Genomic DNA, 18,721 nt, shown 5'->3' with positions numbered 1-18,721 from the left:
CGAAAATCGGAACAAAATCCCGTGAACGTCGTTTTCTCCGCAGAATGAAGAGGAGGAAACACCATGACATTCGATCCCAACAATCCGCGTCCGGACCGCGATCTTCGTCCGGAACTGAATATCAGCAATGACACGCGTGCCCGTACGTCGTCGTCCTGGGTGCCGTGGCTGGCGATCATCGTCGTCGTCTTGGTCGGCGTTTTCGCCTGGTCGCAGATGAGCGGCCCGACCACCGACCCGGCAACGACGTCCTCGACCACGCCGCCAGCGGCGACTGACCAGGCACCGGCACCGATGGCTCCGACCACGCCGGCAACGCCGCCTGCAAACAACGCAGCACCGGCTAGCCCGGATGCCGGTGGCACGAAGACCCAGCCCTAAAGGGTCGGGCAATCAAAAAAGCCGTCTGCCCCGGGGCAGGCGGCTTTTTTGTGCGGCCATGAGCCCCTTAGAGCTTCTCCATCGCCGAAGGATTGTTTGCGAGCCTCGACCACCGATTGATGGATTCTTGTGCAAGCTGGGAAAGCGGGATGCTTCCGAAACGGGACAATAAGATTGTTTCGGCTTCCCGCATGGCATCGAAAAGGGCTGCATTTACCGCTTGCTCGATGACACAATCGGGATTATCGCCCGCAAGTCCGATCGAAAACAGTTCGGGCGCGCCGAGCGCTTTATAGATGTCGAGAAGCGTTATTTCACTAAGTGGCCGTGCCAACACCCATCCGCCGCCATGGCCCTTCTCCGAAGAGACATACCCATGCTCGCGCAAACCGGCCATGGTTCTGCGCACCACAACGGGATTGGTCTGAAGCATCGCTGCGATGCTCTCCGACGTCGCCGCTCCCTCATGTTTTTCCATGTGGATCAGAATATGCAGCACCCGCGAGAGGCGCGTGTCGTGTCTCATTGGTTGAATCCGTATTTCGTCCAAATTCTATCAGTTTTGCTGTGATGTAACAATATAAGTTGCATGACCCTTGACGTCTAAAATCATGTAACAATATAAGTGTCATGAAATGGCGGCACGTATGTCCGCCTGAACGGAGGGTGTGCCAATGAAATTCGACGTTATCATTATCGGTGGCAGCTATGCCGGCCTCTCCGCGGCCTTGCAGCTTGGTCGCGCCAGAAAGAGCATCCTGATTATTGACGCTGGCGAACGCAGAAATCGTTTCGCCAGCCATTCGCACGGTTTTCTCGGACAGGATGGCAGGGCGCCGGGGGAGATCGTTGCCGAGGCGCGACAACAGCTCGAACGTTACAAAACCATACAATGGGCCGAGGGCAGGGTGACTGACGCCGGTGGGTCATTCGGCGATTTCGTTGTCATGATCGATGGTAACCGACAGGAAAAGGCGGACCGGCTCATCCTCGCCATGGGCGTGACCGATGAGCTTCCCGACATCCCCGGGCTAAAGGAGCGGTGGGGCTCCTCCGTCTTTCATTGCCCCTATTGCCATGGCTATGAACTCGATCGGGGCAAGATCGGCGTCATTGCAGCTTCACCCATGGCTATCCACCACGCGTTGATGCTTCCCGACTGGGGCGAGACGACCTTTTTCACCAACGGGATGTTCGAGCCGGATGCGGACCAGCATGCGCTTCTGGCAGCACGCGGTGTCCACCTGGAGGCGGTTCGGATCAGGGAGATTGCGGGGCATGCGGACGTCGTTCTGACGGATGGGCGCAGCATGGCCCTGGCTGGCCTCTTCACACAGCCGACGTTGCGGATCAGCGCCAACTGGATCGAAAAACTCGGCTGCAAGATCGACGAGGGGCCGATGGGATCGACCATCGTCACCGACCCGATGAAACAGACCACCGTCCGCGGGGTCTTCGCTTGCGGCGATGTGGCAAGAGCGGCCGGCTCGGTTGCGCTTTCCGTCGGTGATGGCGCCATGGCGGGCGCTGCGGCGCACCGGTCCATTCTGTTTCCAGAGATGAGTTAGCGTGAGACAAGGCTTAGCCAGCGGCCGGGCGGCATGCCGAAGGCATTCTTGAAATGCCGGGTGAAATGCGCCTGATCCGCGAACCCGCAGGCAAACGCCGTTTCTGCAAGCCCTGCACCCGTGCGCATCATTCGCTTGCACTTTTCCAGTCGCCGCATGATGAGGTAGCGGTGCGGGCTTGTACCCAACAGACACCGAAAATGCCGGAAGAGCGTGAAGCGGTCTATCCCGCTCACCTGTTCTAGTTCCTGTGACTCAACGGTCTCGGCGCTGTTCTCCAGCAGATAGTCCCGGCACCGCAGAACGGCGGCGCGGTCGATCCGCTTTATGGGCTTTGGGCTTCCGTTCGAATGTTTCCAGAGCAGATCCGAAAGCCGCGACTGCCAGTCAGTGAGAAGCAGGCTGTCAGGTTCGCTGGCGAGATTACCGAGTGCCTCCGTCAGGCATTGGCGAAATTCTTCATCCTCAATGACCGCACGTTTGGCAAACGGCAGCGTATGACACCCCGCCTGCGTCGTTTTCTCGGGCGGAAGGTAAAGCATGCGATAGTGAAGCCCTTCCTCTGTGCCTGCGCCGCCGTCATGGACCTCATCTGGATGCAGCACGATGACATTTCCGGGCATGCTGAAATGCGACGTACCGCGATAGGTAAAGGTCTGGACGCCGGAAAGCGTGACGCCCAATGCATAGGTATCATGCCGATGCGGCGCATAGGCGTTGCCGTGAAAGCGCGCGTCTATACGCTCCATGCCCTCGCTGGAGCGGGCTTGCACGATCCCTTCAAATTTGCACGAACGTTCAAGATCGTTGCTGCTCCGAGGCGCTATCGTTGCTTCTCTTTCGTAACCACAGCCAGATTGAGTTCGCATGTTTGATACCAAGATCGCCATTATTCTTCGCGATGACCTTGCCGTATGGCAGAAATTGAACGTCACCGCATTCCTCATGTCCGGCATCGTCGGCCAGACCCGAGAGATCATCGGGGAAACATACCGCGACGGAGCCGGCAACGTCTACAATCCCCTTTCCATCCAGCCAATCGTCATTATGGCCACGGATCAGGAGGTGCTGCGCAAAATTCACCAGCGATCGCTGGAGCGGGACGTCACGACTTCGCTCTACATCGAGGAGATGTTTTCCACCGGCCACGATGCCGCCAACCGACAAGTCTTTTCGGAGTTTTCTCCCGATAACGCCAAAGTCGTCGGCCTGGCGCTACGCGCGGATAAAAAGATCGTCGACAAGATCACCAAGGGTGCGAAGCTGCACGCCTGATCGCCAGACGCAAAAGGGAGGCCATGAGCCTCCCTCTAATTGCACTTGCGGATGCGTTGCCGCTTATTCGTCGTTCATCTTTAGCGCAGCGATGAAGGCTTCCTGCGGAATTTCCACCTTGCCGAACTGGCGCATGCGCTTTTTGCCTTCCTTCTGCTTGTCCAGGAGTTTGCGCTTGCGCGTCGCGTCGCCGCCGTAGCATTTCGCGGTCACGTCCTTGCGCAGCGCACGCACGGTCTCGCGGGCGATGACCTTGCCGCCGATGGCCGCCTGGATCGGGATCTGGAACATATGCGGCGGAATGAGTTCCTTCAGCTTTTCGCACATGCCGCGCCCGCGCCGGTCGGCCGCAGAGCGGTGCACCAGCATGGAGAGGGCATCAACAGGATCGCCGTTGACGAGGATCGACATCTTGACGAGATCACCAGCGCGATAGTCAATGATATTGTAGTCGAACGACGCATATCCCTTGGAGATCGATTTCAGACGGTCGTAGAAATCGAACACCACTTCGTTGAGCGGTAGCTCATAGGTGATCATGGCGCGGTTGCCGACATAGGTCAGCTCCGTCTGCAGGCCACGCCGGTCCTGACAGAGTTTCAGGATGCCGCCGAGATATTCGTCGGGCGTCATGATCGTCGCCTTGATCCACGGCTCGCGGATTTCCTTGATCTTCACCACGTCGGGCATGTCCGCCGGGTTATGAAGTTCCTTTTCCGTGCCGTCCGTCAGCGTCATTTCGTAGACGACCGACGGTGCTGTGGCGACGAGATCGAGATTGAACTCCCGCTCAAGGCGCTCCTGGATGATTTCGAGATGCAACAGGCCGAGGAAGCCGCAGCGGAAACCGAAGCCAAGGGCGGCAGACGATTCCATTTCGAAGGAGAAGGAAGCGTCGTTGAGGCGGAGTTTACCGACCGCCGCGCGCAAATCTTCGAAGTCGGCGGCATCGACCGGGAAGAGACCGCAGAACACCACCGGCTGCGCAGGCTTGAAGCCGGGCAGCGCCTGCGCCGTCGGGCGCTTGTCGTCTGTGATGGTATCGCCAACGCGTGTATCGGCCACTTCCTTGATCGAAGCGGTAATGAAGCCGATCTCGCCGGGCCCGAGGCTGTCGACCGTGACCATTTTCGGGGTCAGCACGCCGACGCGCTCGATGCCGTATTTCGCGCCCGAGCCCATCATGCGGATCTGCTGGCCCTTGCTCAGCACGCCATCGATGACGCGCACGAGAACCATGACGCCGAGATAGGTGTCGTACCAGCTATCGACCAGCAGCGCCTTCAGCGGGCCGTTTTCGCCGACTTCGCTCTTCGGCGGCGGCAGACGGTTGACGATGGCTTCCAGAACGTCGGGAATACCAAGACCGGTTTTGGCCGAAATCATCACAGCATCGGAAGCATCGATGCCGATGACTTCCTCGATCTGTTCCTTGATGCGGTCAGGTTCGGCCGCGGGCAGGTCGATCTTGTTCAAGACCGTGACCAGCTCGTGATTATTGTCGATCGCCTGATAGACGTTGGCGAGCGTCTGGGCTTCCACACCCTGCGATGCATCGACCACCAGCAGCGAGCCTTCGCAGGCCGAAAGCGAGCGGGACACTTCATAGGCGAAGTCGACGTGGCCGGGAGTGTCGATAAGATTCAGCACATAGGTCTCGCCGTTATTCGCCTTGTAGTGCAGGCGCACGGTCTGGGCCTTGATGGTGATGCCACGCTCGCGCTCGATATCCATAGAATCGAGAACCTGTTCCGACATGTCGCGTTCGGCAAGGCCGCCTGTCGACTGGATCAACCGGTCGGCCAGCGTCGATTTGCCGTGATCGATGTGGGCAACGATCGAGAAGTTGCGGATATGGTCCAGGGGCGTGCGGGTCGAATTTGTGCTCATGTTCCGCGCTATAGCAGGGGCTTGTCATGCCGCAAAGCGGGAATTTGGTTAAAAGCCCTTTAAAATGGGCTTTCAGACCGCAAATTGCTCAGGCCAGTCGCGGCGGGTGGCAACCTGCCCCTCGGTGCGGAGTCTTGCCACGGCGGCAAGATCAATATCGGCAATCAAGAGCGTGCTTTGCGTCACGGCATCGCTTTCGCTTTCCCCGATGATGCCGGATGCGGGCATGCCGTAGTCCGACGGCACATAAAGGGCAGCACGACCACGATTTTCATCGACAGCCGGGGACCATGGCGCTTCGCCGGCCGTGGGGGATGACAGCACCGCATACTGATTTTCCAGTGCCCGCGCCTGCGCGCCGATGCGAACCCGATAGGCCCCGGCGAGCGTATCGGTGCAACTCGGCGCAAGGACCAGATCGACGCCGAGCTCGGCCAGCTTGCGGCCAAGCATCGGAAACTCATTGTCGTAACAGATGAGGATACCCAGCCTCCCAATCGGGGTCTCGAAGGCTTTCAGACCCTCGACGCCACCTGCAATATTCCATTGTTCCCGTTCGAACCGGGTCATGATCTGCTTGTCCTGATAACCGATCAGCCCGTCAGGTCCAAATAGCCACGCCCGGTTGCGGAACTTGCCGTCGGGGTCTTTCACCGGCGCACTGCCCGGCTGGAAAAGGATTTGATGTTGCCGCGCCAGCTCTTCGCAAAGCTCCACCCAAGAGGGGATGAGCGGCTGTATCTCTTCGATGGAACGGTGCAGATCGGAGCGCGCATCGGGTGACAATTGCCCGGTCAGCGTCATCGCCGAATATTCCGGCAAAAGCAGCAACTCAGCGCCTTTTTCCTTCGCCTCGCGAACGATTGCGGAGAGATGCGCGGCATAAGCCTCCCATGTCTCGATCAGCTCGATGGCATATTGACTGGCCGCTAACCGTGTCATTCGTTTCCATCTCCGGCCATGGGTTTCATCCAGAAGGACAGTGTTTTCGGGCTTTCGCTGGTTTCATCCAGGTCCTGCCAGGTGAAGCTGGTGCGCAATTCCGGATGATGGCGATAGCCGCGCTTTTCCCAGAAGGCATTGAGCGGCACGTAATCGCTCGGTCGGCGGCGATGGTCGGCCGGCCGCTCGACCGCACAGAAGGTGCACTGGTCGAAGCCCAGCCCCTTTGCATGTGCCTCCCGCTCCTCGAAGAAGCGCACGCCGACGCCGTGGCCGCGATAACCGGGAAGCAGCACGCTTTCACCGAAATAGAAAATCCGGTCCGGATCGTAACCTGCCTTGACGAAGGGAGCCTTCACCTCATCGGTCTCCGCCGCCATTGGCATGCCGGTGGACATTCCAACCACTCTGCCGTCATCGAGCGCCAGCACGAAGACCGCGCCGTCCGTGTCGGCATAGGTTGAGAGATATTTGCGTTCGTAATCCAGCGAGCCGTCATAGAGGTAAGGAAAAGCGCGAAACACCTCGATGCGCAGGCGCGCGAGGTCATCGAAATAGGATGTGGCGTCAATGCCGGAAAGAGACTTGATTTCGACGGTCATGGGCATTTCACTTTCGGTTGCACTGGTTATACCGTGGTGGAAAAGCCGCGCAAGCACTGAACGGAGACGATAATGACCGCTGCCGAAACCATCCGCGCCTATTACGAAGCCTTCAATCGTCAGGACATGAATGCTTTTCTGGCGCTGCTTCACGATGAGGTGGTGCACGACATCAATCAGGGCGAACGCCAGACCGGCAAGGCCGCCTTCGCTTCCTTCATGGACCATATGAACCGCTGCTACCGCGAAAACCTCACCGAGATGGTGATCATGGCGAGCGAAGACGGCGCGCGGGCATCTGCGGAGTTCGTCGTTAACGGGGAATATCTGGCCACCGACGAAGGCCTGCCGGAGGCGAACGGTCAGACCTATGTGTTGCCGGCCGGCGCATTCTTCGAGTTGAAGGACGGCAAAGTCAGCCGCGTCACGAATTATTATAACCTGAACGATTGGATCGCCCAGGTTGGCGCCTGAGACGTTCTTTTGCCGCAAAGCCACCAGCGGCAAAGAAGATGATAGTTTCCATTATCGTGGATATTGACTCCATCATATGAGAGTGCAATTCTCATATGATGGAAAACGAAGATCATATTCTTGAGCGCTCTATCGGCGAGCGGATCAAAACGTTACGGGCTGAAAACGGCCTGACGCTGGACCGTCTCGCGTCCGAATCCGGCGTCAGCCGCGCCATGATCTCCCGCATCGAGCGCGGTGAGGCGAGCCCTACGGCCTCGCTGCTGGCCCGCATCTGCGCAGCCCTTGGCCTGTCGCTTTCCGGTTTCTTCGCTGAAAATGAAGAGGCTGTTTCCCCGCTCATGAAAAAGCGTGATCAGCAGCTCTGGAAAGATCCGGAGACCGGTTATGTGCGCCGCGCCATTTCCCCGCCGCGTGTGGGATCCGATGTCGATATCGTCGAAGTCGAATTTCCGGCCGGCGCGCGCGTCGGCTTCCCTCCGCATGCGGCGAGCCGGGGGATGACGCAATATGTCTGGCTTTTCGAAGGTGTGCTGGAAATGACGAGCGGCGGAGACGTTCACCGGCTGGAACCCGGCGATTGCCTTTTCATGCCTGTTGGAGAGGGGCATGTTTTCCACAATCCATCTGAAAAACCCGCCCGTTACGCCGTCGTGCTCGATCAAAGACAGCGCTGATTTACCGAAGGAGTATTCATGGCAACCATCCGCGTGTTGAACGGGCAACAGACGATCGATGCCCTGCCTGAGCTTTGCGACGTCCTCGCCGCCTGCGTGAATGGCGGCGCGTCCGTCGGCTTCATGTTGCCTTTTTCGCCGCAGGATGCGGAGCCTTTCTGGCGATCGGTCGCGGAAAATGTGACGGAAGGCAGCACCATCCATGTGGTCGCTGAAGTGGAGGGCCAGGTGGTGGGCACCGTGCAGGTGGGTTTCGCTTCCAAACCCAATCAACCGCATCGCGGCGATCTCATGAAGCTTCTCGTGCATCCCTCGGCACGTGGTCTCGGCCTCGCACGCAAGCTCATGCAAAGGGTGGAAGAAGAAGCGGCGAAGCGTGGCCGCAGCCTTCTGGTGCTGGATACGGCCACGGGCAGCGATGCCGAGGCGATTTATCCTCGCCTCGGTTGGGAACGGGTGGGCGTTATCCCTGACTACGCCCTGTTTCCCGATGGCCGCTATTGCGGCACGACCCTGTTTTACAAACGGATCGGCTAAGGCCTCTATCGCTCCGGCTTCACCGTCCGGTTGAAGGCGTCAATGATGATCTTCTCGAGTTCTGCGTGGATATCGGCACGGTCTCGCGGCCCGGCCGGTTCGCAGATCGGATCGCGCTCGCCGACGGATTTGAGAAACGCATCCGCATCGGGCTTGCACAGCGGCAGGAAGCTGAAGTGGTTTGCCCCGTCCACTCGATGGTAGATGGCGCCGGGCACATCCTCCGCGAGCTTGTCCGCCAGCACAGCCGCCGGAATTTTTCCCTTGCTGCCAAGATTGATGAAGGTCAGCGGAATGTCGACCTTCCGCAAGCTCTCCTGTTTGAAGGCCAATGCCAGACCGGGATCGACGAGTACGGCGGAGCGGATACGCGTGTCGCGGTTCTGCTGCTCGAAACGGGCTTTGTCCAGAGATCGCAGATCAAGCTTCGGCACGTTGACCGGTTCGTCGTTCTGGTAACCCAGTCCGCCAGCAAACCACTGGCAATCCATCATCGCGGCATTGTCTTCACAATATCGGACATAGGCGCCAAGATCGGCGCGAGCGCCGGCAATCTCCATGGCGGTGCTGCCGCCCAGTGAAAAGCCGAGAACGCCGACCCGGCTGGGGTCTATTACGCTCGACCATCTTCCCCGTGTCGTGAGGGCGGTGAGGATGGTGGAGAGATCGTCGGTTCGCTCCCAGATTTTCGGCGTATCCGCGGGCGTGGAATCGCCGCTGGTCGTACCGGGATGATTAGGCCCGACGACAATGAAACCTTCGCTCGCAAGCTTTGCGGCGATCCAGGCCATGCCTTCCGCGCGCGATCCCGATCCGTGTGAAATCAGCACGACGGGAAACCGCCCCTCCTTTATCGATGCGCCTTTTTGTACGGGAGCGCCTTGGAAGATCCGATTATCACCGGAATGGCCAGCTGTTCCGTCGCCCGCGGCCGGATACCAGATCTGGACATCGAGATCCTTGCCACGAGCGGTCGAGGGAACAGCGATGTCCGCCAGCCCGACATCGTCGGAGGCGAAAGCCGGCGGCAGGAAAGCGAGATTGAGGAGGATGGCGGCAAGCGTCATTTTCGGCGTCATGGAAAGTGTCTCCGGTTTGCAAGTGCCATCAACATCTCTTAGTTTTTGCGCGTAGACGCGTCCTTGATCGTGTTTCAGGTCGTACAGAAACGCGATCTGGTCCATGAAAGGCAGGAGTGCCTTTGCCTTAAGGGATATTGATCCGTGCTGTTCATTCCGCTGCCTTTTGTCGTGGCGCTTCTGCTGATCGTCATGTTCATCGTCTTCCTGCGAAGCGGAGACGATGTGCGGGCCAACCGGGCCTTTCTGGCGCTGATCATGCTTTGTGCCGTCCAGTCCATCCTTGTCGGCCTGCGCTGGGGGTACGGTATCAGCGAAATACGTTATGTTCTGCCGATACTTGCCGCCTGCCTGCCGCCGCTCGTCTACATCGCCTTTCGCGGATTGATTGGGGCGGGGACCGAAAGCCGCAGAACGATGCTCGCCAGTCTGCTCGTGTCGCCATTGTTGATCGTCGTGCTGGAATTTACCCTTCCCGCTGCGATTGACCTCGCCCTGATCGTCCTCTTTGTCGGCCATGCCGTCGCGCTCCTTCTTCTGGGGAGGAAGGGCCCGGATGGGCTTGATGAGGCGCAATTCGCCAACGTTGGCTCGGCGCATCGGGCGCTGATCATCGCCGCTGTTGCCCTTTGCGTTTCCGCTCTTTTCGATCTGCTGGTGTTTTTTGATTTCCAGTGGGCGCGGGGCGAAAATGTCGCAGCCCTCGTCAGCAACGCCAATCTTTTTGGACTGCTGTTGATCGGCCTCATGGCTGCTCTCGCCGGTAAAAGCAAAGCGCCGCAAGCGGCCGCGGAGCCGGTTTCTGATTTGTCGCCGCCGGCAGAACCATCCGAACAGGACAGGGACATCGTCGCAAGGATCGACCGTTTGATGGAGGCGCACGCGCTTTACCGCGACGAGAACCTCAACCTGTCCCGGCTTGCACGGCGCCTTGGCCTGCCAAGCCGGCAGATATCCGGTGCGATCAACCGCTTGCTCGGCATCAATGTCTCGCAATATGTCAACCAGCTGCGCATCCGAGAAGCCTGCCGGCTTCTCGAGGAAACGCAGCAATCGGTGACGGCGGTCATGTTCTCGTCCGGCTTTCAGACGAAGTCGAACTTCAACCGCGAATTTCGCCGCGTGACCGGAATGAGCCCGGTTGACTGGCGTGAGAGGGAGGTGTGGAAGCTGGTCTCGTCAAACAAAACGGCCACCCGGCAGATGCAGGATGACCGTCTAAAGATCGTCAGTAAATGATCGCGGATCAGAGCGTGCCGTTGCGCTGCTGGATCATCATGTAGGTATCATAGGTATATTCGGCGATCTGGGCCCAGAGATAGGCGTCCTTCTTGAAGGCCTGCTGGCTTTCGTAGATCTTTCTGAAGCTCTCGTTCTTGGCTGAAATCTCCGCATAGGTTTCCTGCGCCGCCTTGTGGCAGACATCCAGGATTTCCTGGCTGAAGGGGCGCAGGATGGCGCCCTGTGCCACGAGTTCCTTCAGCGCCTTGGGATTGCGGGCATCGTAGCGCTCCAGCATGCTGGCGCTGCCGGCGGCGCAGGCGTCTTTCAGGATGCGCTTGTAGTTTTCGGGCAGATCGTTGAACTTCTGCAGGTTCACGAAGGCATGCACGGCCGGGCCGCCTTCCCACCACGCCGGATAGTAATAGTACTTCGCGACCTTGTAGAAACCGAGCTTCTGGTCGTCATAGGGACCGACGAATTCGGTGGCGTCGATCGTGCCCTTTTCCAGCGCGGCATAGACATCGCCGCCGGCGATCTGCTGCGGTGTCACGCCAACCTTCTGCATCACCTGTCCGGTCAGGCCGGCGATACGCATCTTCAGACCCTTCAGGTCATCGATCGTGTTGATTTCCTTGCGGAACCAGCCGCCCATCTGGGCACCGGTGTTGCCGAGCAGGATCGAGTAGATATTGTGCTGGGCGAGGAATTCATTGAGCAGCTCGTTGCCGCCGGCCTGGTTGAACCAGGCATTCGTCTGGCGCGCATTCAAGCCAAAGGGAACCGAGGTGCCGAGCGCGAAGGTCGGGTCCTTGCCGACGTAATAATAGGAGCAGGTATGCGCCATTTCGACGGTTCCTGCCGTTACGGCGTCCGCGGCCTGCAGCGCAGGAACGATCTCACCACCGGCAAAGTGCTGAATGACGAAGTTGCCGCCCGAGGCCTCCTTCACATGATCGGCGACAATCTGGCCCGCACCAAAAAGAATGTCGAGTCCCTTGGTGAAGGACGACGTCATGCGCCAGGTGATCTTCGGGTTTTCCTGTGCGATGGCCGGGGCGGCCAGCGCGGTTGCGGTCACACCGGCGCCAACGGCGCCCGCCTTGCGAATAAATGATCTGCGATCCATGTCGATAAGCCCTGCTATGCTGCATACTCAGGCGAACCGCACGGTACGCCTCCCGCCGGCTACTAAACATGTATCACAGTGATCAGCAAGGGGAATGTTTAGGACCTGCATGATCTCTCGCGAGGCTGACAGGTGTTGGTTTGAGCGCGCATTTTTGGTTGGTCGTGCGACGTCGGCTATGGCGTGACCGGCTTCAAGGCAGGGTCGTCAAGCGCAGGATTATAAAACAGTGAAAGCGTCAGGCTTTTCGCGATGCGCTCTGCCGTTTCCATAAACCAGTCATGAGCCTCTTTGCTGGGCGCGATATCATCAAGCGTGGCTGAAAACAGCGCGAGCCACCGCGGAAAAAGCTCAGCGGACATGCCCTTTACGCCCAGATGCGCCTGCACCGGTTTGCCCCCGTAATGACCGTCTTTGAAAGCAACCGCCATCCAAAATTGCTTCATTCTGGCCATGTGTTCCGGCCAGCGTCCGGCAAGCCGCGCATCGAACACGGGGCCTAACGTGGGATGTTCAAGAACACGGCTGTAAAATGTCTCCACGAGCAGGCTAATGAAGGCGGCATCGACGCCGATATCAGCCATCGCCTTTTCGGCCTTCTGCTTGATGTCGGCATGATGGGCGGCACGCCCTGTGATCTGTTGCTGCATCGTTTTTCCTTTCAACCGGATTTATACCCCGACAACGTCGGCTGCAATGCGACCTATCGTCTTTTGGAATAATTCTAAAATGTCTTGATCCTGATGTAAGTCGGATGTATTTAGAATTATTCTAAAGAGGTCCCGCGATGTTCCGTAGTCTTTTCTCTCTTTCCAAACGCCCCTTTTCCTCCCTGAGCGAGCAGGAGATTCTCGCCCTTGCCATCTCCTCGGAAGAGGATGATTCCCGGATCTACCGGTCCTATGCCGATCATCTTCGCGGCCAGTATCCGCAATCGGCCAAAGTCTTCGACGATATGGCAGAGGTCGAGCAGCAGCACCGGAATGTCCTGATCGACATGCATCGCGAGCGTTTTGGCGAGACGATACCGCTGATCCGCCGTGAACATGTGCGCGGTTTTTATGAACGCGCACCGGATTGGCTGGTGAAGAACTTGTCGCTCGACAAGATCAGGGCCCAGGCGGAATTGATGGAAGCGCAGGCCATCCGGTTTTATGACGAAGCGGTCAAGCGTACGACCGACGCCTCGACGCGCAAGCTCCTCGGCGATCTGGCGGAGGCTGAACGGGGCCACGAAGATATCGCCCATATGCTGGAGGAAAAACACCTTGATGAAAACGGGCGGACGGAAGAGGAGGAAACCGCCAAGCGGCAGTTTCTCCTGACGTATATTCAGCCTGGTCTCGCCGGACTGATGGACGGCTCCGTCTCGACGCTGGCGCCGATCTTCGCGGCGGCATTCGCTACGCAGGATACATGGCAGACCTTCCTCATCGGTCTTTCCGCTTCCGTCGGTGCCGGTATCTCCATGGGCTTTACGGAAGCCGCCCACGATGATGGCAAGCTTTCAGGACGTGGATCGCCGCTGAAGCGGGGTCTTGCATCGGGCATTATGACGGCTGTCGGTGGCCTTGGTCATGCATTGCCCTATCTCATTCCCCATTTCTGGACCGCAACAGCCATTGCAGCCATCGTCGTTTTTGTGGAACTCTGGGCCATCGCCTTCATCCAGAACCGTTTCATGGAAACACCCTTCCTGCGCGCGGTGTTTCAGGTCGTCCTCGGTGGCTCACTGGTGCTCGCGGCCGGGATCATCATCGGTAACGGCTAGTGAATTGAGAACGCGACGGCGTTTGATCCCTAACGCCGTTGCCATTTATGGGACACGCGTGAAATCGACTATTTCTCGCCCGGCAGGTTGACGCGGCGATGCGAAGCGTGTGCATCTGGTGTGGAGCTTTTCAAAGCAACCAACCAATGCCGCAATGATCATTAAGCCTGAATTTCACACTTTTGCGCTCACCGCCCTCGTTGGCAGCATCGGCGCCCTGCTTGCCAGCCTTCTCGGTGTTCCTGCCCCGTTTCTGTCGGGGCCGGCGCTTGCGGTGACGCTGACCGGCCTTGCTGGCGTGAAACTTGGAATTCCCGTCGCCATCCGCAACGCCTGTTTTGTCGTCGTCGGCATTTCCATGGGAACGAGCGTCACGCCTTCGGTGCTTGACGCCGCGAAGACATGGCCGCTGAGCTTCGTTGTCGTGCTCGTTGCCGTCGTCATCATGCTTTACGTGGCCTATTGGATATTGCATTACGGTTTCGGCTACGACCGGACGACCGCGATGCTCGGCGCCTCTCCCGGTCATCTCAGCTATATCATCAGCCTTGGCGCAGAAACGAAAAGCGACCTTGCGACCGTCAGCATTGTGCAAAGCGTGCGCGTGTTGGCGCTCACACTTTCGGTGCCGCTGATCGTCGAATATTTCGATCTCGTCAGTACCGAGCCCCTGCTGACGAAGCCGCCAATGGACCTTCTCACTCTCGGCCTCACCATTGTGGCCTCCCTGGTAACCGGCTGGCTTTTCCTGCGCTGGAAGTTCCCGGCGGCGCTGTTGCTGGGCGGCGTTGCGATTTCCATCAGCACGCACATTACCGGCCTCACCGAGGGCGGCGTGCCGACATGGCTCAGCCTGCCGGTCTATGTCCTGATTGGCTGCCTGATCGGCACACGCTTCTCCAATGTTTCGCTGCTGGAGGTGCGGAAAGGCTTCCTTGCGGGTTTCGTGGTTACCATTGCCGTCATGGTGATCGCCGGCAGCATCGCCTGGTTCATCGCATCTGTCACGGGCGTTCCCCTCAACGCCGTCATGATCGCTTATTCCCCCGGCGGCCTCGAAACAATGGCGGCGATGGCCGTCATGATGCATGCAGATACGGCCTATGTCGGCTCTCACCATGTGATCAGACTGTTATTTCTTTCGGTGCTGATGCCTCTTGTCATGGGCAAGGGGGCACGGACGCGAGATGGCAGCTGACCGTCATTTCGTGTTCTGCCGGGATTGCAGTGACAATTTCATCTGAAGGGCGCTGAGGTATGGAGAACCATGTATGAAACGCTTGATGATGTTGACAGCGGCAGGACTTGCGATTGCCTTTTCAGCTACCGTTGCGCAGTGCCAAGTGGTGGTCTCGTCGAAGATTGATGAGGAGAGCGCCGTTCTCGGCAACATCATCCTCGCCGTCCTCAAGCATAACAAGATCGAAACCACATATCGTCTTCGCCTTGGAACCACTCCAGTTCTACGCAAGGCGATGATCGCGGGAGAGATCGACATCTACCCCGAATATACCGGCAACGCCGCGTTCTTTTTTTCCAGGGCGGACGATCCGCTCTGGAAAGGCGCTTCGACTGCGTATGAGGAAGCGAAGAGACTGGATTATGACGCCAACAAGATCGTCTGGCTGACGCCATCCCCTGCGAACAGGGCTTGGGCTATTGCGTTGCGCAAGGATGTTGCCGACAAGAACGAGCTAAAGACTTTGTCCGACTTCGGCAGATTCGTCGCCAAGGGCGGAGCAGTGGTTGTTGCGGCTTCATCGGAGTTCATTCATTCGGCCGCAGGATTACCGGCCTTTCAGACCGCATACGGCTTTACCCTCAAGTCTGATCAGCTGGCCACTGCTTCCGACGGGAATACTGCGTCCACCATTGCCGCGGCAGTAAACCGGACGGACAACGCCAATGCGGCAATGGTTCATGGCACGGATGGCGGCATCTCTCGTTCCGATCTTGTTGTGATGGAGGATGACAAGCACGCGCAATCGGTCTATCAACCCGCGCCGATCATTCGCGAAGACGTTCTAAAAAAACACCCTTACATTGAGCAACTTCTGAAGCCCGTATTCGCTGCGCTTGACCTTAAAGCGTTGCAGGAACTGAACGCGCGCGTTGAGCTTGGCGGCGAATCGCCGAAAGAGGTAGCGATCGACTTCCTGATCAGGAATGGCTTCGTGAAGTGACACTTGCAAGGCGCGCGGGGAGCTTTCGCGATGCTCGGTGCATTGAAGTGATCTGCGACTGCCGCTTATGACCCTCGGCGGGCGTGTGCAATTGCGATCTTTCGGTGGCCTCAATCCCCAGATGTTTCACCTCGCCAAGCAGAACAGAAACGCCGCGAACCAGTCGCGGCGTTGTCTTTAAAGCGAGGTTTGACGCTTCATATTGAGGGACCACATCAACCGTGTCGATGTAGCCCCTATTCCCACTCGATCGTGCCAGGCGGCTTGCTTGTCACGTCGTAAACGACGCGGTTGATGCCGCGCACTTCGTTGATGATGCGGGTTGCCGCACGGCCGAGGAAATTCATGTCGTAGGGATAGAAATCGGCGGTCATGCCGTCTACCGAGGTCACTGCGCGCAGGGCGCAGACGAAGTCATACGTGCGATAGTCACCCATGACGCCTACGGTCTGCACCGGCAGAAGCACGGCAAAGGCCTGCCAAATGGTGTCGTAGAGACCCGCCTTGCGGATTTCATCGAGATAAATCGCATCCGCCTTGCGCAGAATATCGAGCTTCTCGCGCGTGATCGCGCCGGGGCAGCGGATTGCAAGACCCGGACCGGGGAAGGGGTGGCGACCGATGAAGCTTTCCGGCAGGCCGAGTTCGCGGCCGAGCGCACGGACTTCGTCCTTGAAGAGCTCGCGCAGCGGTTCCACAAGCTGCATGTTCATGCGCTCGGGAAGGCCGCCGACATTGTGGTGGCTCTTGATGGTGACGGAGGGGCCACCGGAGAAGGAAACACTTTCGATGACGTCGGGGTACAGCGTCCCCTGTGCCAGGAACTTTGGTGCACCCTTGCCATCGGCAGCGATCTTGGCCGCTTCGGCCTCGAACACTTCGATGAACAGGCGGCCGATCGTCTTGCGCTTTACCTCAGGATCGGAAACGCCAGAGAGTTCGCCGAGGAATAGGTCGGACGCATCGACGTGAACGAGCGGAATATTGTAGTGGTCACGGAACATGCCGACGACCTGCTCGCTTTCGCCAAGCCGCATCAGGCCGTGGTCAACGTAAACGCAGGTCAGCTGGTCGCCGATCGCCTCGTGGATGAGGATAGCTGCAACCGAGGAATCGACGCCGCCGGACAATGCACAGAGCACGCGACCAGTGCCGACCTGCTCGCGGATCTTGCGGATCATCTCGGCGCGATAGGCCGCCATCGTCCAGTCGGATTTGAGGCCGACGATCTTATGCACGAAGTTGGAGAGCAGCTTGCCGCCATCGGGCGTGTGCACCACTTCCGGGTGGAACATGGTGGAATAATAGTGCCGGGTCTCATCCGCTGCGATGGCGAAAGGCGCGTTCTCTGACGTCGCGATGACCTCGAAACCATCAGGCAGCTTCGTCACGCGGTCGCCATGGCTCATCCAGACGGGATAGCTCTTGCCCTGTTCCCAGAAGCCGTCGAATAGAGGGCTCGCTTTCTTGATGTCGATATCGGCACGGCCAAATTCCGCCGCATGCCCACCTTCGACCACGCCGCCGAGCTGCGTGCAGAGAGTTTGCTGGCCATAGCAGATGCCAAGGATCGGAACCTTGCTGTCGAACACTGCCTGCGGTGCGCGCGGGCTGCCTTCCGCCGTAACCGATGCCGGGCCGCCCGAGAAGATTACGCCCTTCGGCTGAAGCTTCTCGAAAGCCTCTGCGGCGTTCTGAAACGGATGGATTTCGCAATAGACCCCGGCTTCGCGGATGCGGCGCGCAATCAGCTGCGTCACCTGGCTGCCGAAATCGATGATGAGAATGCTGTCGGGATGGGCTATCTGGGTCATGGCGAGCCTTTAAAGAAAATGACGGCTTTAGGCAACCCGCATGGGAGCGGCAATGGGCGGAAATTTGCGAAAATCGCAAGGTTTAAAGGGCGATCGAGCCGTCCTTGATGGCCCGCGACAGGCGCTCGACAACCTCCGCCAGCTTTTCATCGATGATATCAAGATATTCCGTCCAGTCATCGACATGCTTCACATCCGACTTGCCATCGGAAATGCCACGCAGAGCGACGAGCGGAACGCCGTAGCGCTGGCAGGCGCGCAAAACCGCAAACGTCTCCATGTCCACCATATCGGCGTCGACCAAACCGTAGGCGGCACCGGAAACAACGTTGGCGCCGGTGGAAAGCCTTGCCTCCGCAACATCGGGGATTCGCAGTGGTAATGGCACCTCGACTGGCAGGTCCAGAAACGGCGTACGCCCCTTCTCGAAACCGAAGGCGGACGCATCCATATCGCGGTAGGACACCGACACCGCCTGATAGATGCCCGTTTGCTCCAGCGTTCGCGACCCGGCAGAGCCGAGCGAGACGACAAGATCGGGCAGGTGATCCGCGGCATCGAGGCCGGCAAGAACCGCCGTCACTGAACTTGCCGCTTCGACCGGGCCAACGCCGGTCATCAGTGGGGCAATCCGTGCCTGGAGGTGAGGGCCGTATTCGGCGGAAGCAGCCATGACGAAAAGAACGGATTTATCCGCGACATGCAAAAGCCGGTAGCTCATCCGGTAATGTCCTCACGCCCTTTCACCACCATCATCGTGCCCGTCATCGAGGCGATCAGCTTCGCCGGCCCGTCTGACAGCGCGTAGGCGCGACCATCGGCAACGATCAGATTGTTGCCGGGCTTGATGATCTCACCACGAAACAGAAACCGCTCACCTCGCCCCGGCGACATGAGGTTCACCTTAAATTCGATTGTCAGGAGTGAAGCGTCCGGCTCGATGATCGTGTAGGCGGCATAGGTGCAGGCTGTATCCAGACCGGCAGCAATAACGCCCGCATGCAGGATGCCGTGCTGCTGCGTCAGCTTATCGTGAAAGGGTAGCTCGATTTCCACCAGTCGGTGTTCGATCCGGCTGATCTCGGCATTGATCGCCTGAACGACACCTTGCCGTGCAAAGCTGCTTTCTATCCGCTGACGAAAATCGCCGGGATCCGTGATCTCCATGGCTTACCCTG

21 protein-coding genes are annotated in these 18,721 nt (G+C 58.6%); 10 read left to right on the top strand and 11 right to left on the bottom strand.

Annotated features, from left to right (window positions below):
- Positions 1–63 precede the first annotated feature (63 nt).
- Positions 64–381: a hypothetical protein gene (locus tag AT6N2_RS09255; RefSeq protein WP_144576158.1), complete on the top strand. Its 318-nt coding sequence runs from the start codon at positions 64–66 to the stop codon at positions 379–381.
- 67 nt (positions 382–448) lie between these two features.
- Here the strand turns inward: AT6N2_RS09255 and AT6N2_RS09250 are convergent, their stop codons facing one another.
- Positions 449–907 carry an Rrf2 family transcriptional regulator gene (locus AT6N2_RS09250; protein ID WP_209085932.1) on the bottom strand — a complete coding sequence of 153 codons (459 nt, stop codon included), beginning with the start codon at positions 905–907 and terminating at the stop codon, positions 449–451.
- Between the two features lie 148 nt (positions 908–1,055).
- Here AT6N2_RS09250 and AT6N2_RS09245 point away from each other — a divergent pair, with 148 nt between their 5' ends.
- Complete coding sequence (locus AT6N2_RS09245; protein ID WP_209085930.1) at positions 1,056–1,949, top strand: NAD(P)/FAD-dependent oxidoreductase; 894 nt, start codon at positions 1,056–1,058, stop codon at positions 1,947–1,949.
- On the opposite strand, the gene AT6N2_RS09240 is transcribed toward AT6N2_RS09245, so the two are convergent.
- Complete coding sequence (locus AT6N2_RS09240) at positions 1,946–2,722, bottom strand: AraC family transcriptional regulator (protein ID WP_209085927.1); 777 nt, start codon at positions 2,720–2,722, stop codon at positions 1,946–1,948. The two genes, AT6N2_RS09245 and AT6N2_RS09240, sit on opposite strands and share 4 nt — an antisense overlap.
- A gap of 94 nt (positions 2,723–2,816) precedes the next feature.
- On the opposite strand from AT6N2_RS09240, the gene AT6N2_RS09235 reads away from it, so the two are divergent.
- Positions 2,817–3,224, top strand: coding sequence for a DUF2000 family protein (locus AT6N2_RS09235; RefSeq protein ID WP_209085923.1), 408 nt, complete (start codon positions 2,817–2,819; stop codon positions 3,222–3,224).
- A 63-nt stretch (positions 3,225–3,287) separates the two neighbouring features.
- On the opposite strand, the gene lepA is transcribed toward AT6N2_RS09235, so the two are convergent.
- The 3 genes from lepA to AT6N2_RS09220 form a co-directional block, all read right to left on the bottom strand.
- Positions 3,288–5,114, bottom strand: coding sequence for a translation elongation factor 4 (gene lepA, locus AT6N2_RS09230; protein WP_144576155.1), 1,827 nt, complete (start codon positions 5,112–5,114; stop codon positions 3,288–3,290).
- 72 nt (positions 5,115–5,186) lie between these two features.
- Entirely contained in the window at positions 5,187–6,056 is an 870-nt protein-coding gene (locus AT6N2_RS09225; RefSeq protein WP_209085915.1) for a carbon-nitrogen hydrolase family protein, read from the bottom strand.
- A complete protein-coding gene (locus tag AT6N2_RS09220) occupies positions 6,053–6,658 on the bottom strand; it encodes a GNAT family N-acetyltransferase (RefSeq protein WP_209085912.1) in 606 nt (201 codons plus the stop codon). The genes AT6N2_RS09225 and AT6N2_RS09220 overlap by 4 nt, the downstream gene beginning before the upstream one ends.
- Before the next feature lie 72 nt (positions 6,659–6,730).
- Here AT6N2_RS09220 and AT6N2_RS09215 point away from each other — a divergent pair, with 72 nt between their 5' ends.
- The 3 genes from AT6N2_RS09215 to AT6N2_RS09205 all read left to right on the top strand — a co-directional run bounded on the left by AT6N2_RS09215 (position 6,731) and on the right by AT6N2_RS09205 (position 8,346).
- Positions 6,731–7,132: a ketosteroid isomerase-related protein gene (locus AT6N2_RS09215; RefSeq protein ID WP_063949476.1), complete on the top strand. Its 402-nt coding sequence runs from the start codon at positions 6,731–6,733 to the stop codon at positions 7,130–7,132.
- A 95-nt stretch (positions 7,133–7,227) separates the two neighbouring features.
- The gene (locus AT6N2_RS09210) at positions 7,228–7,809 is read left to right on the top strand and encodes a helix-turn-helix domain-containing protein (RefSeq protein WP_425292725.1); all 582 of its coding nucleotides are present in this window, start codon (positions 7,228–7,230) and stop codon (positions 7,807–7,809) included.
- Positions 7,810–7,827: 18 nt separating this feature from the next.
- Positions 7,828–8,346 carry a GNAT family N-acetyltransferase gene (locus tag AT6N2_RS09205; RefSeq protein ID WP_063949478.1) on the top strand — a complete coding sequence of 173 codons (519 nt, stop codon included), beginning with the start codon at positions 7,828–7,830 and terminating at the stop codon, positions 8,344–8,346.
- Between the two features lie 5 nt (positions 8,347–8,351).
- Here the strand turns inward: AT6N2_RS09205 and AT6N2_RS09200 are convergent, their stop codons facing one another.
- On the bottom strand, positions 8,352–9,425 hold the full coding sequence (locus AT6N2_RS09200; RefSeq protein WP_209085909.1) for an alpha/beta hydrolase family protein: 1,074 nt from the start codon (positions 9,423–9,425) through the stop codon (positions 8,352–8,354).
- A 144-nt stretch (positions 9,426–9,569) separates the two neighbouring features.
- Between AT6N2_RS09200 and AT6N2_RS09195 the strand changes: the two genes are divergently transcribed.
- The gene (locus AT6N2_RS09195; protein WP_209085906.1) at positions 9,570–10,664 is read left to right on the top strand and encodes an AraC family transcriptional regulator; all 1,095 of its coding nucleotides are present in this window, start codon (positions 9,570–9,572) and stop codon (positions 10,662–10,664) included.
- A gap of 7 nt (positions 10,665–10,671) precedes the next feature.
- Here the strand turns inward: AT6N2_RS09195 and AT6N2_RS09190 are convergent, their stop codons facing one another.
- Positions 10,672–11,775: a TRAP transporter substrate-binding protein gene (locus AT6N2_RS09190; RefSeq protein ID WP_209085904.1), complete on the bottom strand. Its 1,104-nt coding sequence runs from the start codon at positions 11,773–11,775 to the stop codon at positions 10,672–10,674.
- A 176-nt stretch (positions 11,776–11,951) separates the two neighbouring features.
- Complete coding sequence (locus AT6N2_RS09185) at positions 11,952–12,425, bottom strand: group III truncated hemoglobin (RefSeq protein ID WP_209085901.1); 474 nt, start codon at positions 12,423–12,425, stop codon at positions 11,952–11,954.
- A 137-nt stretch (positions 12,426–12,562) separates the two neighbouring features.
- On the opposite strand from AT6N2_RS09185, the gene mbfA reads away from it, so the two are divergent.
- From mbfA to osmF, 3 genes are all read left to right on the top strand, one after another.
- Entirely contained in the window at positions 12,563–13,546 is a 984-nt protein-coding gene (gene mbfA / locus AT6N2_RS09180) for an iron exporter MbfA (protein WP_063949482.1), read from the top strand.
- A gap of 154 nt (positions 13,547–13,700) precedes the next feature.
- Positions 13,701–14,744: an AbrB family transcriptional regulator gene (locus AT6N2_RS09175; protein WP_063949483.1), complete on the top strand. Its 1,044-nt coding sequence runs from the start codon at positions 13,701–13,703 to the stop codon at positions 14,742–14,744.
- Between the two features lie 73 nt (positions 14,745–14,817).
- A complete protein-coding gene (gene osmF / locus AT6N2_RS09170) occupies positions 14,818–15,729 on the top strand; it encodes a glycine betaine ABC transporter substrate-binding protein OsmF (protein ID WP_063949484.1) in 912 nt (303 codons plus the stop codon).
- A gap of 236 nt (positions 15,730–15,965) precedes the next feature.
- Here the strand turns inward: osmF and guaA are convergent, their stop codons facing one another.
- From guaA to AT6N2_RS09155, 3 genes are all read right to left on the bottom strand, one after another.
- Complete coding sequence (gene guaA / locus AT6N2_RS09165) at positions 15,966–17,543, bottom strand: glutamine-hydrolyzing GMP synthase (RefSeq protein WP_063949485.1); 1,578 nt, start codon at positions 17,541–17,543, stop codon at positions 15,966–15,968.
- Between the two features lie 82 nt (positions 17,544–17,625).
- Positions 17,626–18,264 carry a 5'-methylthioadenosine/S-adenosylhomocysteine nucleosidase gene (locus tag AT6N2_RS09160; RefSeq protein ID WP_209085899.1) on the bottom strand — a complete coding sequence of 213 codons (639 nt, stop codon included), beginning with the start codon at positions 18,262–18,264 and terminating at the stop codon, positions 17,626–17,628.
- Positions 18,261–18,710 carry a PaaI family thioesterase gene (locus tag AT6N2_RS09155; RefSeq protein WP_209085889.1) on the bottom strand — a complete coding sequence of 150 codons (450 nt, stop codon included), beginning with the start codon at positions 18,708–18,710 and terminating at the stop codon, positions 18,261–18,263. The genes AT6N2_RS09160 and AT6N2_RS09155 overlap by 4 nt, the downstream gene beginning before the upstream one ends.
- Positions 18,711–18,721 lie beyond the last annotated feature (11 nt).

The organism is Agrobacterium tumefaciens (assembly GCF_017726655.1).
GTDB classification, from domain to species: domain Bacteria; phylum Pseudomonadota; class Alphaproteobacteria; order Rhizobiales; family Rhizobiaceae; genus Agrobacterium; species Agrobacterium tumefaciens_B.
Note: the sequence above shows the minus strand (reverse complement) of the source record. Positions and strands in the feature narration are given on the sequence as shown.

Bases quoted from the DNA above. Each gene is read 5' to 3' on its own strand.
- AT6N2_RS09255 (WP_144576158.1), top strand. From the start codon at position 64: ATGACATTCGATCCCAACAATCCGCGTCCGGACCGCGATCTTCGTCCG.
- AT6N2_RS09250 (WP_209085932.1), bottom strand. From the start codon at position 907: ATGAGACACGACACGCGCCTCTCGCGGGTGCTGCATATTCTGATCCAC.
- AT6N2_RS09245 (WP_209085930.1), top strand. From the start codon at position 1,056: ATGAAATTCGACGTTATCATTATCGGTGGCAGCTATGCCGGCCTCTCC.
- AT6N2_RS09235 (WP_209085923.1), top strand. From the start codon at position 2,817: ATGTTTGATACCAAGATCGCCATTATTCTTCGCGATGACCTTGCCGTA.
- lepA (WP_144576155.1), bottom strand. From the start codon at position 5,114: ATGAGCACAAATTCGACCCGCACGCCCCTGGACCATATCCGCAACTTC.
- AT6N2_RS09225 (WP_209085915.1), bottom strand. From the start codon at position 6,056: ATGACACGGTTAGCGGCCAGTCAATATGCCATCGAGCTGATCGAGACA.
- AT6N2_RS09220 (WP_209085912.1), bottom strand. From the start codon at position 6,658: ATGACCGTCGAAATCAAGTCTCTTTCCGGCATTGACGCCACATCCTAT.
- AT6N2_RS09215 (WP_063949476.1), top strand. From the start codon at position 6,731: ATGACCGCTGCCGAAACCATCCGCGCCTATTACGAAGCCTTCAATCGT.
- AT6N2_RS09210 (WP_425292725.1), top strand. From the start codon at position 7,228: ATGATGGAAAACGAAGATCATATTCTTGAGCGCTCTATCGGCGAGCGG.
- AT6N2_RS09205 (WP_063949478.1), top strand. From the start codon at position 7,828: ATGGCAACCATCCGCGTGTTGAACGGGCAACAGACGATCGATGCCCTG.
- AT6N2_RS09200 (WP_209085909.1), bottom strand. From the start codon at position 9,425: ATGACGCCGAAAATGACGCTTGCCGCCATCCTCCTCAATCTCGCTTTC.
- AT6N2_RS09190 (WP_209085904.1), bottom strand. From the start codon at position 11,775: ATGGATCGCAGATCATTTATTCGCAAGGCGGGCGCCGTTGGCGCCGGT.
- AT6N2_RS09185 (WP_209085901.1), bottom strand. From the start codon at position 12,425: ATGCAGCAACAGATCACAGGGCGTGCCGCCCATCATGCCGACATCAAG.
- mbfA (WP_063949482.1), top strand. From the start codon at position 12,563: ATGTTCCGTAGTCTTTTCTCTCTTTCCAAACGCCCCTTTTCCTCCCTG.
- AT6N2_RS09175 (WP_063949483.1), top strand. From the start codon at position 13,701: ATGATCATTAAGCCTGAATTTCACACTTTTGCGCTCACCGCCCTCGTT.
- osmF (WP_063949484.1), top strand. From the start codon at position 14,818: ATGAAACGCTTGATGATGTTGACAGCGGCAGGACTTGCGATTGCCTTT.
- guaA (WP_063949485.1), bottom strand. From the start codon at position 17,543: ATGACCCAGATAGCCCATCCCGACAGCATTCTCATCATCGATTTCGGC.
- AT6N2_RS09160 (WP_209085899.1), bottom strand. From the start codon at position 18,264: ATGAGCTACCGGCTTTTGCATGTCGCGGATAAATCCGTTCTTTTCGTC.
- AT6N2_RS09155 (WP_209085889.1), bottom strand. From the start codon at position 18,710: ATGGAGATCACGGATCCCGGCGATTTTCGTCAGCGGATAGAAAGCAGC.